The organism is Nocardioides daeguensis, assembly GCF_019192965.1.
Taxonomy (GTDB): Bacteria; Actinomycetota; Actinomycetes; order Propionibacteriales; family Nocardioidaceae; genus Nocardioides; species Nocardioides daeguensis.
In genome coordinates, this window is record NZ_JAHTKU010000023.1 from 54,229 (window position 1) to 66,806 (window position 12,578).

General features: G+C 73.2%; 14 protein-coding genes. 4 read left to right on the forward strand and 10 right to left on the reverse strand.

Annotated features, from left to right (window positions below; all coding sequences use genetic code 11):
- Window positions 1-8 precede the first annotated feature (8 nt).
- Entirely contained in the window at window positions 9-551 is a 543-nt protein-coding gene (locus KU893_RS19335) for a DUF1697 domain-containing protein (RefSeq protein ID WP_246592905.1), read from the reverse strand.
- Window positions 552-579: 28 nt separating this feature from the next.
- Window positions 580-1,044 carry a PaaI family thioesterase gene (locus tag KU893_RS19340; RefSeq protein ID WP_218236020.1) on the reverse strand — a complete coding sequence of 155 codons (465 nt, stop codon included), beginning with the start codon at window positions 1,042-1,044 and terminating at the stop codon, window positions 580-582.
- A gap of 64 nt (window positions 1,045-1,108) precedes the next feature.
- On the opposite strand from KU893_RS19340, the gene KU893_RS19345 reads away from it, so the two are divergent.
- On the forward strand, window positions 1,109-1,618 hold the full coding sequence (locus KU893_RS19345; RefSeq protein ID WP_257441433.1) for a winged helix-turn-helix transcriptional regulator: 510 nt from the start codon (window positions 1,109-1,111) through the stop codon (window positions 1,616-1,618).
- On the opposite strand, the gene KU893_RS19350 is transcribed toward KU893_RS19345, so the two are convergent.
- The 7 genes from KU893_RS19350 to KU893_RS19380 form a co-directional block, all read right to left on the reverse strand.
- Window positions 1,591-3,720: an iron ABC transporter permease gene (locus KU893_RS19350; RefSeq protein ID WP_218236022.1), complete on the reverse strand. Its 2,130-nt coding sequence runs from the start codon at window positions 3,718-3,720 to the stop codon at window positions 1,591-1,593. The genes KU893_RS19345 and KU893_RS19350 overlap by 28 nt on opposite strands.
- 15 nt (window positions 3,721-3,735) lie before the next feature.
- Window positions 3,736-4,773, reverse strand: a complete 1,038-nt coding sequence (locus KU893_RS19355) for an ABC transporter substrate-binding protein (protein WP_218236023.1) — start codon at window positions 4,771-4,773, stop codon at window positions 3,736-3,738.
- A gap of 55 nt (window positions 4,774-4,828) precedes the next feature.
- Window positions 4,829-5,629 carry an ABC transporter ATP-binding protein gene (locus tag KU893_RS19360; protein ID WP_218236024.1) on the reverse strand — a complete coding sequence of 267 codons (801 nt, stop codon included), beginning with the start codon at window positions 5,627-5,629 and terminating at the stop codon, window positions 4,829-4,831.
- Window positions 5,630-5,706: 77 nt separating this feature from the next.
- The gene (locus KU893_RS19365) at window positions 5,707-7,485 is read right to left on the reverse strand and encodes a DEAD/DEAH box helicase (protein ID WP_218236025.1); all 1,779 of its coding nucleotides are present in this window, start codon (window positions 7,483-7,485) and stop codon (window positions 5,707-5,709) included.
- Complete coding sequence (locus KU893_RS19370) at window positions 7,482-7,748, reverse strand: DUF3039 domain-containing protein (RefSeq protein ID WP_257441448.1); 267 nt, start codon at window positions 7,746-7,748, stop codon at window positions 7,482-7,484. The genes KU893_RS19365 and KU893_RS19370 overlap by 4 nt, the downstream gene beginning before the upstream one ends.
- A 69-nt stretch (window positions 7,749-7,817) precedes the next feature.
- Window positions 7,818-8,378, reverse strand: coding sequence for a YqgE/AlgH family protein (locus tag KU893_RS19375; RefSeq protein WP_218236027.1), 561 nt, complete (start codon window positions 8,376-8,378; stop codon window positions 7,818-7,820).
- Between the two features lie 133 nt (window positions 8,379-8,511).
- Window positions 8,512-9,057, reverse strand: coding sequence for a hypothetical protein (locus KU893_RS19380; RefSeq protein WP_218236028.1), 546 nt, complete (start codon window positions 9,055-9,057; stop codon window positions 8,512-8,514).
- A 182-nt stretch (window positions 9,058-9,239) separates the two neighbouring features.
- On the opposite strand from KU893_RS19380, the gene KU893_RS19385 reads away from it, so the two are divergent.
- Window positions 9,240-9,962 (forward strand): TetR/AcrR family transcriptional regulator, encoded by a 723-nt coding sequence (locus KU893_RS19385; RefSeq protein WP_257441435.1) that lies wholly within the window; start codon window positions 9,240-9,242, stop codon window positions 9,960-9,962.
- A 52-nt stretch (window positions 9,963-10,014) separates the two neighbouring features.
- On the opposite strand, the gene KU893_RS19390 is transcribed toward KU893_RS19385, so the two are convergent.
- Complete coding sequence (locus KU893_RS19390) at window positions 10,015-11,055, reverse strand: DUF3048 domain-containing protein (protein ID WP_218236029.1); 1,041 nt, start codon at window positions 11,053-11,055, stop codon at window positions 10,015-10,017.
- 147 nt (window positions 11,056-11,202) lie between these two features.
- Here KU893_RS19390 and KU893_RS19395 point away from each other — a divergent pair, with 147 nt between their 5' ends.
- On the forward strand, window positions 11,203-11,697 hold the full coding sequence (locus KU893_RS19395) for a SigE family RNA polymerase sigma factor (protein WP_218236030.1): 495 nt from the start codon (window positions 11,203-11,205) through the stop codon (window positions 11,695-11,697).
- Window positions 11,694-12,500, forward strand: a complete 807-nt coding sequence (locus KU893_RS19400; protein WP_218236031.1) for a hypothetical protein — start codon at window positions 11,694-11,696, stop codon at window positions 12,498-12,500. Before KU893_RS19395 ends, KU893_RS19400 begins: the two co-directional genes overlap by 4 nt.
- Window positions 12,501-12,578 lie beyond the last annotated feature (78 nt).

Sequence of the window (12,578 nt, forward strand, 5' to 3'; positions counted from 1 at the left end):
CGGCGCGCTCACGAGCACCACTTGTCGGCCAGCGTCGTGACCACGTTGAAGTTGCGGTTGGTGGCGACGACCTGCAGCGCCTTCTCGCACGTGAACGGGTCCACCCCACCGGCCTGGTAGCCGGGTCCGAGGAGCACGTGGACCGCCCGGCGTCGTACGACGGCCGCGTTGGCCTCGTCGCTGCGCGCCTCGAGCTCGACGACCCGGGCCGGGTCGGGCTCGTCCTTGAGCAGGTAGACGTAGTGCCGCTCCCGGTCCGGGGGGGACGCGGTCAGCTCGCGGGCGTCGGCGGCGATGGCACGCAGCTCGGCCGGCGTGTAGACGATCGCCGGCACCGCGAACCCGGCCTGCGCGAGGTAGGCCTCCTCCAGCGCCGCCTCGACCTTCGGCCGCGAGCGCAGCGGGCTGGTCAGCCGGACGTTGCCGGTGTTGATGTGGGTCAGCACGTCCGTGCCCCCGGCGGCCTCGGTGGCGGCGACGATGTCGGCCTTGGCGAACTTGCGGTTGGGCCCGAGGTTGATTGCACGCAGGAACGCGACGTAGGTCGGCATGGCACCGATTGTGTCGCGCCGGTCGACGTCAGCTGAAGATCATGCAGCTCGAGCTGGCGTAGGCGACGAGCCTGTCGCTCCCGTCGTACAGCTTCGCCTCGGCGAGGGCGGTGCGGCGGCCGCGCTGCAGGACCGTGCCGACGGCGCGCAGCCGGCCGGAGTCGACGGTGACCGGCTTGAGGAACTTCACCGTCAGGTCGAGCGAGGTGTAGGCCTCGCCGACCTCGAGCGTGGAGTGGACGGCGCAGCCGCAGGCGGAGTCGAGCAGGGTGGCGAAGACACCGCCGTGCACGCTGCCGATCGGGTTGTAGTGACGCAGCTCCGGGTCGAGCTCGAAGCTCGCGGTCCCCCGCTCGGGCACCTCGAAGCCGACGAACCCGAGGGTGTCCGCGATCGGGGCGGCCGGCAGCCGGCCGTCGAGGATCGCGTGCAGCTGCTCGAAGCCGTCGAGCGCACCGGGGTCGACCTGGGTCTGGATCAGGGACTCAGTCATGGAGCCATCAGACCAACCCGAGGCTGAGTCTGTCAATGAGACCTGGGTCGCCTATGCTGGCCGGGTGGACACTCCGCCGGCGCTGGCATGGTCGGTCGACAACTGCACCCTCGGCCGGGCGATGGCGATCCTCGGCGAGCGGTGGACCGTCGTCGTGCTGCGCGAGGTCTTCCTCGGCGTGCGCCGCTTCGACGACATCCGCCGACACGCGGGGATCCCCCGTCAGGTGCTGACCGACCGGCTCGCGCTGCTCGTCGCGCAGGGCATCTTGCGCAAGGAGCCCTACCGCGAGGACGGCGCCCGCACCCGCCACGAGTACCGGCTCACCGAGAAGGGTCTGGAGCTCCAGCCGATCCTGCTCGCGATCAGCCAGTGGGGCGACCGCCACCTGGCCGACCCCGACGGCCCGCCGACGGTGTTCGTGCACCGCGACTGCGAGGAGCCGGTCCACGTCGAGGTGCGCTGCGCCGCCGGCCACGAGGTCGACGACCCGCGCCGGGTCGCCACCCGGCCGGGGCCGGGCGTGCGGCCGTTCCGGGGATCGGGTCAAGCGCGCGAGCGGGCCAGCAGGTAGACGAAGTACGGCGCGCCGACCAGCGCCACCACCAGGCCGGCCGGGACCTGCGCGGGGGCGATCACCGTCCGGCCGACCAGGTCGGCGAGCCCGAGCAGCACGGCCCCGACGAGCACGGCGACCGGGACCGACCGGGCGTGCCGGCCGCCGACCAGGGCCCGCGCCAGGTGCGGGGCGACCAGGCCGACGAAGCCGACCACGCCGACCGCGGCGACGCTGGTCGCGGCGAGCAGGGCGGCCGTGAGCAGCACGACGAGGCGGACCGTCTCCAGCCGCACCCCCACCAGCCGCGGCGTGTCCTCGTCGAGCGCGAGCAGGTCGAGCTCGCGGCGCGCCAGCCAGGCGAGCGGCAGCGCGAGGGCGAGCACCACGGCGACGGGCAGCACCTGCTCGAAGGTGCGGCCGTAGGTCGTCCCGGACATCCAGGTGTAGATCCGCGGGGTGTCCCACGGGTTCGAGCGGACCAGGAGGAAGGTGCTGAGCGCGCCAGCGGCGCACCAGGTGCCGATGCCGATGAGCAGCAGCCGGTCGGCGTCGAGGCCGTGCCGCCACGACAGGCCGTAGACGAGGGCGAAGGACACCAGCGCGCCGACGACGGCACCGAGCAGGATCGCGCTGTTGCTGGCGGCCTGTGAGACTCCGGCGCCGGTCACCACCACGACCGCGCCGAGCCCGGCGCCCCCGGTGATGCCGAGGACCCCGGGCTCGGCGAGTGGGTTGCGACAGGTCGCCTGGACCAGCGCGCCGGCGAGGGCGAGCGCGGCTCCGCCGAGGACGGCGGCCGCGACCCGCGGCGCCCGCTCGTCGAGCGCGAACCGGATCAGCGGCGCCGCCTCGCCGTCGAGCCACAGCGAGAGGTCGCCGACCTTGAGCCAGGTGTCGCCGGCCAGCAGGCCCAGCAGCGTGACCGTCGCGGCGCCCACGACGACCACGACCACCACGACCACGAACCGCAGCCGGCTGCCGACCCGGACCCGCGCCGCGGCCGGTCGCCGCGTCGGTCCGGAGTCAAGACTGCGTCGGGCCAGCACGATCATCACCACGGCACCGAGGAAGGTGGTCGTGATCCCGGTCGGGATCGAGATCGCCTCGTCGGCACCCAGCAGCGCGCGGATCGCGCCGTCGGCGAGGACGACGACGAGCGCGCCGGTCAGCCCGGCGGCCGGGATCAGCACGACGTGCCGGTTCAGCGCCGGCATCACCCGGCCGGCCAGCCGCACGATGACCGGTGCGAACAGGCCGACGAAGCCGATCGGCCCGGCGAGGGCGACCGACGCCGCGGTCAACAGCACCGCGAGCACGACGCCGGCAGCGCGGGTCGAGCGCACGGGTACGCCGAGGACGGCCGCGCTGTCGTCGCCGAGGCCGAGCAGGTCGAGGCGGCGCGCGAGGAGCAACGCTGCCGCGGTGCAGACCACCACGACCGGCGCCACCTGCTCGAACGCGCGCAACCCGAGCTGGCTCAGTGAACCGCTCCCCCAGGCGAACAGGCCCTTCGTCTCCTCCTCGAACAGGATGAGCAGCGTCGAGGTGGCCGCCTGCAGGGCGAGCGCGACGGCCGATCCGGCGAGCACGAGCCGAGTGGTCGCCGTACCGGCACCGCCGGCGAGGCCGAGGACGAGGAAGGCCGCGAGCGAGCCGCCGGCGAAGGCGGTCAGGCCCGAGGCCCAGACCGGGACGGTGAGGCCGAACGCGGCGACCACGGTCACCGCGAGGTAGGCGCCACCGGTCACGGCGAGGGTGTCGGGCGAGGCCAGCGCGTTGCGGGCCAGCGACTGGAAGAGCGCACCGGCGACCCCGAGGGCGAAGCCGACCGTGATGCCGGCGGCGAGTCGGGGCACCCGGGAGCCGATCAGGACGTCGCCGGCGTCGGCGCCCCCACCCGGTCCGTCGCGCTCGCCGAGCAGCCAGCGGACCAGGTCGCCGGCACCGATGGCGGAGGTGCCCTGGGTGAGGTGCCAGGCGGACACCCCGAGCAGGGCGACGACGAGCAGCAGCAGCGCGCCGGTGGCGGTGGTGACACCGCCGCGACCGAGCCCGCGCTGCGGTGCAGGCTGCCCGGGAGGCGCGGCGGTGGGGCGCTGCTGCTGCTCGACGCTCATGGGACCCTCCGTCGGCTACTTGCTCGACGCGGTCAGCAGGTCGACGTACGCGTCGATGACCTGCTGGGCCGAGCGCGGGCCGCCGAAGGTCCACACCCCGGCCGGGAACGCGTGGGCGCGGCCCTCGGCGACGGCGGGGATCTTCTGCCACACCGCGTTCTCGGCGAGCGCGGCGTTGACGTCGCCCTCCGGGTCCACGGTGCCGGTGGAGAAGAAGGTCGCGTCGCCGACCTCGCTCATGCCCTCGATGTCGGTCTGCCCGAGGCCGTACGCCGGGTCGACCTCGCCGGTCCAGGCGTTCTCCAGACCCAGCTCCTCGCCGAGCTCGCCCATCAGGGAGCCCTGGCCGAACGGGCGGATGGAGACGTTGCCGCCCTGGATCCAGCCGTCGAAGTACACGAACCTGCCGGCGTCGACCGCGGCGACCTTCTCCTTGGCCGCGGCCAGGTGGGCGTTGAAGTCGTCGACGACGACCTTCGCGCGCTCCTCGCGGCCGGTCGCCCGGGCGATCAGCTCGAAGGTGTCGATCATGGTGGCGATCGGGTCCTTCGCGTCGGCGCCCTTGGTCGCGAGCACCGGGACGTCGTACTTCGCCAGCTGCTTGAGGATCTCGTCGTCGGGCGTGTAGGCCTCGACGATGACCAGGTCGGGATCGGTGCCGAACAGGGTCTCCAGGTTCGGCTCGCCGCGGGTGCCGACGTCGGTGACGCCCTCGGGCAGCGTCTCGGCGGTGTCCCACGTCGTGTAGCCCTCGACGTCGGCGACCGCGACCGGCGTCACGCACAGGCTGAGCACGTCCTCGACCTGCTGCCACTCGAGGACGGCGACCCGCTGGGCCGGCTCGTCGAGCTCGACCGTGCGGCCGTAGCTGTCGGTCAGCTTCACCGGGCCGCTCGAGGTCGTGGTCTTGTCGGCGGCGCACTCGGCGGAGTCGGCGGCCTTCGGGGCGGGCTTGTCGTCGGCGTCGGCGTCGGTCGTGCCGCAGGCGGCCAGGATCAGGCCGAGCGGCAGCGCCGCGAGGGGAGCCAGGGCAGCGATCGGTCGGGTCTTCATCGGGTTCCTCACTGGCGGGGTGGGTGGGGTGGGGTGCATGGGTCGGACGCGGGTGTCAGCGGCGTCGGGGGTGGTGCCTGCCCTGGGCCTCCACCCGCACGGCGCCCGTGTCCGGGTCGACGTCGCAGTGGATGGGCAGCCCGTACACGGCGGAGAGGTGCTCGGCCGTGAGTACGTCGGCAGGCGCGCCGGCCGCGCGGACCGCGCCCCGGTGCAGCAGCACGACCTGGTCGGCCACCGCGGCGGCATGGTTCAGGTCGTGCAGCACGACCCCGAGCGCCGTCCCCTGCTGCTCCGCGAGGTCGCGGACCAGGTCGAGCGTCTCGACCTGGTAGCGCAGGTCGAGGTGGTTGGTGGGCTCGTCGAGGAGGACGACGGCCGTGTCCTGGGCCAGACAGGTGGCCAGCCAGACCCGCTGGAGCTCCCCTCCGGAGAGCTGGTCGACGGGCCGGTCGGCCATGTGGTCGACGCCGGTGAGCGCCATCGCGTGGTCGATGGCCGCGCGGTCGGCGTCCCTCACGCCGGCGAACCGGCCGCGGTGCGGGTGCCGGCCGAAGGCGACGACGTCGCGGACCTCCAGCCCGGACGGGTGGGGCCGCGACTGGGACAGCAGGGTCACCCGGCGCGCGAACTCCTTCGCGCTCAGCGGCGCGGCGTCGGTGTCGTCGAGGGTGATCCGGCCCTCGGCCACCGGGTGGAGCCGGGCGAGCGAGCGGAGCACCGTCGACTTGCCGCTGCCGTTGGGACCGATCAGCGCGGTCACCTCGCCCGGCGCGAGCCGCACGCAGACGCCGTGCACCACGGTGCTGCGCTGGTAGCCCAGCACCAGGTCGCGGCCTTCGAGAACGCTCGTCACGAAAGGCAGCCTAACCTAAGTTAGGTGAGCCTTTCCTGTGGGGTGGCTCACGGCCGCCCGTTCAGGGAGTGCGCGCGTCAGGACGTCTTGCGGGCCGCCCACTCCCGGATCCGGTCGATCCGCTTCTGCAGCTGGTCGGCGTTGGCGACCGCGGCCGCCGGTCCCCCGCACTCCTTGCGCAGGGCGGCGTGGGTGATGCCGTGCGCCTGCCCGGTGCGGTGGTGCCAGGACGCGACCAGGGAGTTGAGCTCGCGGCGCAGCAGGCCGAGGTGCTCGTGGGTGGTGACCTCGGTGAGGGTGTCGGCGGCCCGCTCGACCCCGGACTGCCCCGCGGCCTCCGGGCGACGGCTCCGGCGACGGTCGGCCTGCCGCTGCTGCAGCAGGGCGCTGACCTGGTCGGGCTCGAGCAGGCCCGGGATGCCGAGGAAGTCCATCTCCTCCTCCGACCCGACCTGGACCTCGCCCTCGTGGCCGAACTGCGCGCCGTCGTACAGCGCGTGGTCGAAGCGGGCCTCGGAGCCGAGCGCCTCGAAGGGCATCAGCTCCAGCTCGTCGGACGCGGCGTCGCCCTGGTTGGCCTGGTTCATCAGGTCTTCCTCGGCCGCGAAGATGTCGCCGTCCTCGCTGACCTTGCGCTTGAGGACGTGGTCGCGCTGCGCCTCGAGCTCGGCGGCGAAGCCCAGCAGGTTGGGCACCGACGGCAGGAACACCGAGGCGATCTCACCGCGCTTGCGGGCCCGCACGAAGCGGCCGACCGCCTGGGCGAAGAACAGCGGGGTCGACGTCGTGGTCGCCCACACGCCGACCGCGAGGCGCGGCACGTCGACGCCCTCGGACACCATCCGGACCGCGACCATCCAGCGCGAGTCGCTCTCACTGAAGGTGGAGATCTTCTTCGACGACGCCTTCTCGTCGGAGAGGACGACGGTGGCCGACTCGCCGCTGATCTGCTTGAGCAGCTTGGCGTAGGCGCGGGCACTGTCCTGGTCGGAGGCGATGACCAGGCCGCCGGCGTCGGGGACGTGGCGGCGCACCTCGGACAGGCGCTTGTCGGCGGCCTCCAGCACCGACGGCATCCAGGAGCCGTTGGGGTCCAGGGCGGTGCGCAGCGCCTGCGAGGTCATGTCCTTGGTGAGCGGCTCGCCCAGCGACGCGGCGACCTCGTCGCCGGCCCGGGTGCGCCAGCTCATCTGGCCGGAGTAGGCCAGGAAGAGGACCGGCCTGACGACGTGGTCGGCCAGCGCCTCGGAGTAGCCGTAGGTGTAGTCCGCCACCGACGTCGGTACGCCGTCCTCGCCGGGCGCGTAGGTCACGAACGGGATCGGGTTGATGTCGGAGCGGAACGGCGTACCGGTCAGCGCCAGGCGACGCGCGGCTGGCTCGAACGCCTCGCGCACGCCCTCGCCCCAGCTCAGCGAGTCACCGGCGTGGTGGATCTCGTCGAGGATGACGAGGGTCTTGAACCGCTCGGTGCGGATCCGCATGGCGAGCGGGTTCACGCCGACGCCGGCATAGGTGACGGCGACGCCCACGTAGTCGCTGGCGATCTTGCCCGAGCCGGCCGAGTAGGTCGGGTCGATCGGAAGGCCCGCGCGTGCGGCCGCCTCGGCCCACTGCAGCTTGAGGTGCTCGGTGGGCGCGACGATGATCAGCCGGTCGACCAGGCGCCGGCCGAGCAGCTCCGCGGCCACGGTGAGCGCGAAGGTGGTCTTGCCGGCGCCCGGCGTCGCGACGGCGAGGAAGTCACGCGGGGTGCGGCTGAGGTAGTCGGTGAGCGCAGCGGACTGCCAGGCACGCAGCGACGGCGCCGTGCCCCAGGCTGCCCGCTCCGGCCACGCCGGACCGAGCGAGGTCATGCGTCGGGACCGGAGCCCTCCGGGCCCTTGTCGTCCGACAGGCCCTCCCAGATCTCCTTGCAGTCCGGGCAGACCGGGAACTTCTCCGGCGCCCGACTGGGCACCCAGACCTTCCCGCACAGGGCCACGACGGGCGTGCCCATGACCATCGCCTCGGTGAGCTTGTCCTTGTCCACGTAGTGGGAGAAACGCTCGTGGTCGCCCTCGTCGGTCGGGACGGTACGGCGGTCCTCCCGGACGTCCGTGTCTGTCGAGAATCCGATCGTGGTCACACCGGGAGTCTAGTGCCCACCGCAGACATCGACGTCCTCCGGGAGCTCGCGGCGCGGAGGTCAGTTGAGCTCGGGGTCGGCCGGGCGGGTGGCCTGGAGCGCGAGGTCGCCGGGCTGGCGGCGCAGCACCCGGCGGCGCAGCTCGCGAGTGTCGCCGACGAAGACGTCGTCGACCAGGCCGGGGACGACGTACCAGCTGCCCTCGGCGACCTCGGCCTCCAGCTGGCCGGCACCCCAGCCGGCGTACCCGGCGAAGATCCGCAGCCGGTCGACGCTGCCGTCGACGAGCTCGCGCGGGGTCTCGAGGTCGAGCAGGCCCACCCGGTCCCACAGCGGCCGGAACCCGGCGGCGTTCTCACCACCCGGCGACGCCAGCGCCACGGCGAGCGCGCCGTCGGTCGCGACCGGGCCACCCTGGAAGAGCACCTCGGGCTCCTCGACCACCTCGCCCCACTCCCCCAGCACCTCCGAGACGGGCAGGGCGGTCGGACGGTTGAGGACGACGCCGAGCGCGCCCTCGTCGCTGACGTCGAGCAGCAGCACCACGGTGTCGACGAAGTTCGGGTCGAGCAGCTCGGAGGACGCCAGCAGGAGGGTTCCCGCACTCAGCTCGGTCGACATGGCTCCATCATCCCCCGCGCCCACCCCGCACGGAACGCAACGCGACCCCGGACCCGCGCGAGCTTGGGAGGGAGTCGCGCGGGTCCGGGGCCGCACCCGGGAGGGGTTTGTGCCGGTTGGTTCTCGGGACCGGTCAGGCGGCGACCACGGCGCGCAGGCGCTCGAGGAGGGTGCCGCGGACCTCGGGCTCGGCGTACGCCGCGTCGGGGGTGACGACCGGCAGTCGGCGGTGGAGCTGGCGGGCCCGCTCCTCGATCTCCGCACCGATCCGGTGGGCGGTCTCGTCGCCGATGCTCGTGCGTCCGGCCATCACGGCGAGCAGGTGGTGCTCCTTGAAGGAGGCCGCCTCCATCGCCGACGCCATCGCGTCGTCGATCGGGTGGGCGCGGTAGTGGTCGATGATCATCCGCACGCCGGGCAGCTCGTGGGCGGTGTTGCTCCACGCGATGCCGACGGCCTCGGTCAGGTCCATCGGCTGGTGGGCGAGCATCCGCTCGATCTGGCCGGACAGGCGGGTGTGCCACTTCAGAGTCAGGGCGGCGAGCAGGTCGAGCTCGTCGCGGAACGCGACGGACACGCCGTCGATGTCCATGGGCAGCAGGCCGTCGCGACGCACGGCGGAGGTCGCGATGACGGAGCGGAGGGTCTCGCCCCGGTTGTGAAAGGCCGTCCAGGTCATGGTCAGCACTCCTGTTTCGATCGGCGGTCGTCCGGATCTCGGGGTATCCGACATACCGCTGGTACGTACTATGAGTATGGAGCCGACCACGGGTATGCCCAAGCATGCGACACCGTGATCCCGCCCACCCCGGCCAGTGACCGGTGTCACGTGCGACGGCACGTGACACCTATGCTGGCCCCGTGGCGGCGAAGGCATCGGTGTCGAAACTCGTCCCCAAGGTCCCCGTGCCCGGGGTGCCAGGGGCGTCCCGGCGGGCGGCGTACTCGGCGTCGACCAAGCGGGCCCTGGTCGACGTCGCCGAGCAGCTCTTCACCGAGAAGGGGTACGCCGCGACCTCGCTCGACGCCATCGTGGCCGGCGCCCGGGTCACCAAGGGCGCGCTCTACCACCACTTCTCCGGCAAGCAGGCGCTGTTCGAGTCCGTCTTCGAGCGGGTCGAGCAGGAGGCCGCGAAGCGGATCCAGAAGTCGCTGCGGGGCCAGAAGGACCCGTGGCGCAAGGCGACCGTGGGACTGCGGTCCTTCCTCGACGTGGTCCAGGAGGCGCCATACCGCCGGATCGTGATCCAGGACGGCCCCGCGGTGCTCGGCTACGAGCGCTACCGCGAGCAGGAGGAGCGCTCGACCTTCGCCAACATCGTCGAGATCGTGCGCGCCACGCTCGACGCGGGCTCGTGGGACCTCGACGAGGACATGCTCCAGACGTTCGCGCGGATCTTCTTCGGCGCGATGTCGTCGGCCGGCGAGTCGGTCGCCACCGCCGCCGACCCGGAGGCCGCGGCCCGGCGGGTCGAGGGCGCGATCGGGTTCCTGCTCGCCGGCGTCCAGAGCCTGGTCGAGCAGGGCGTCGCGATGCCGAGCGCCCGCGGGCGGGACGACGCGGCCGCCGCCGACCCGGAGTAGGAAAAGCGCGACCGGCCGGCCCCTCGCGGGACCGGCCGGTGGAAGGCGCTGGTCAGCGGTAGGTGACCGAGCCCGTCGACGCGGCGCCCTTGCCGGGCACCAGCTCGAGCCAGGTCCTGCCCGCCGGGATCTCGATCTCGTTGCCCGCGGCGTCGGTGAAGGTCAGCTCGGCACCCTCGTCGGCCTTCTCCCAGGTGACGTCGACGGCCTGGCCGCCGTGGAAGATGACCGCCTTGCCCTTGCCCTCGAAGTGCGAGACCGGGACCGGGTTGCCCGCCGGGTCCCGGTACGGCGCCAGGCTGGTGCGCACCGTCGCGGCGATCACGGTGTCGGGCTTGAACACGTCGCCGTCGGCCATGTAGCCGTTCTGCAGGACGTACTTCGTGCCGTCGTACTTCCAGTGCGAGGTGCGCCCGCCGGAGAGCTGGACGTCCATCGTGGTCGCGGGCGCGCCGGCCGGGAGCGGCGTCTCGCCGAACGGCAGGTAGTCGTCGGGGCGGGTCGCGGTGCCCCGGGCGGAGGCGCCGATCTTCTTCAGGTCGGCCATCACGCTGTGCAGCGAGTCGTGCACGCCGTCGTTGACCCGCACCACGTGGGGGTTGTTCATGTCGAGGAACTTGATGCCGGCCTTCCGCAGCCCGTTGAGGGTCACCGGCGCCGCGCCCGAGGTGACGATCGTCGCCCCCAGCGGCTTGGCGATGCCGACGTCGGTCAGGCGCATCGAGCGGACCGGGCCGACCTGCTGCGGCAGGTTCTCGTAGAAGAACACCGCGAGCCGGGTGATCCCGCCCTCGACGAGCTCCTCGACCACCAGGTCGGCCTTGCCGACGCCGATCTGCGGGTCGCTCGCCGAGGAGTTGTCGATCTTGACGATGTAGGCCGGGTGCTTGCGCGCCGGGTCCGCCCCGCCCTCGGTCAGCTCACCGGTCAACGGCCAGGTGGCCGGCGGCGCCGGGGTCTCGCTGGCCGCCGTCGGGGTGTCGCCGCCGTTCGACTCCTTGCCCCCGTCGTCGCCACCCCCGCACCCGGTGAGCGCGAGGCTCAGCACGACGAGCGAGGCGGGCAGGGCACGGCGGAGGATCGAAGGACGCACGTGGCAAGTCTGGCCCACGGTGCCGCGAGCCGGTGGAGCCGCCCCCGCGTGTCGCGCACGGCGCTGCTGCACCGGGGAGCCGAGGCTTGTGACGGATCGGTCGCCGGGTGCGTCGTACCGGGTGGAGGAACCCGACCCAGGAGGACCATGACCGTGCCGGACCCGTTCGAGGAGCTCGCCCGCGCACAGGCGCCGCACCTCTACCGCGCCGCCTGGCTGCTCTGCGGCCACCGCGCCGAGGCCGAGGACCTGGTGCAGGAGACGCTGGCGAAGGTCTACGTGCGGATGCACCGGCGCCTCGGGCCGCGCCTGGACAACCCGGCGGCCTACGCGCAGACGGTGCTGACCCGTACCTTCATCAGCGGCCGGCGGCGGCGGAGCAGCACCGAGACGCCGTACGCCGACCTGCCGGGCCTCGAGACCGAGAGCGCCCCCGACCACGCCGACGCGACCGACCTGCGGCTGGCGCTGACCGAGGCCCTCGCCGGGCTGGCGCCGGTGGACCGGGCGGTGGTGGTGCTGCGCCACCTCGAGGGCCTGTCGGTCGACGAGGTGGGCGGCCTCCTGGGACTGACCAGCGGAGCGGTCCGCAACCGGAGCATGCGCGCGCTGGCGCGAATGCGCGAGGAGGTAGCGCGATGAACGAGAACCAACTGGCCACGGTCCTGTCCCGGGCCGGCGAACGTCTGGACCCCGATGTCGAGGCCCTGGTCGCCGGGGCGGCACGGCGGGGGCGGCGGAAGGTGCGGCGGCGGGGTGCGGCCGTGGCCGTGGGCGGCGCGGTTGCGGGCCTCGTCGTCGGCGCGGTCGCCTGGCAGGGGTCGCTCGGGGCCACCACGGCCCACGACCGGACAGCGACCCGTCCGACGCCACCGGCGCCGACGCCAGCCTGGGCCGGCGGGCTGACGCCGGACAACCAGCGCTCGCTCGCTCCGGACGACGTCGTGCTGGAACGCTTCGTGCGCCACCTGCCCGGCGGCAGGATCAGCGCACTGCGGATGACCCCGATCGACGATCCCGACCGCGTCTCCCAGCACGGACTCGAGATCAACCTGCGGATCGACGGCACGGACGTCGAGGTCCGGCTCTACGACATGAGCTCCGACGCCGAGCGCTGGGCGGAGGTGGCGCGCCGGTTGCCCGGCAACAAGCACTGTGCGGCGTCGCCCGCGTGCACGGCCCGGCGGACGACCTACTCGGCCGAGAAGACCTGCGGGGCGCCGGAGTGCCGCCCTCGCCCCGACGGCTCGTGGCTGTGGCCGAGGTCCGGCGACGGCGGCGACGGCTCCGACCGGAGCGGCTTCACCGCCAACTGGTCGGGCCTGTTCGCGCCGGACGGCTGGATGGTCGACGTGTCCGCGACCAACCGGGACAACGCGGGCGAGCCGCTCCTCAGCGTCGACGAGCTGACCGCGCTGGCGACCGCCGACCTCTGGTTCGAATGACGAGTCGGGTGGGTGAGGGTGACCCAGGGGTCACGCAAAACCACCCCCCCACGGGGTGGTGGGGCACTAGAGATGGCC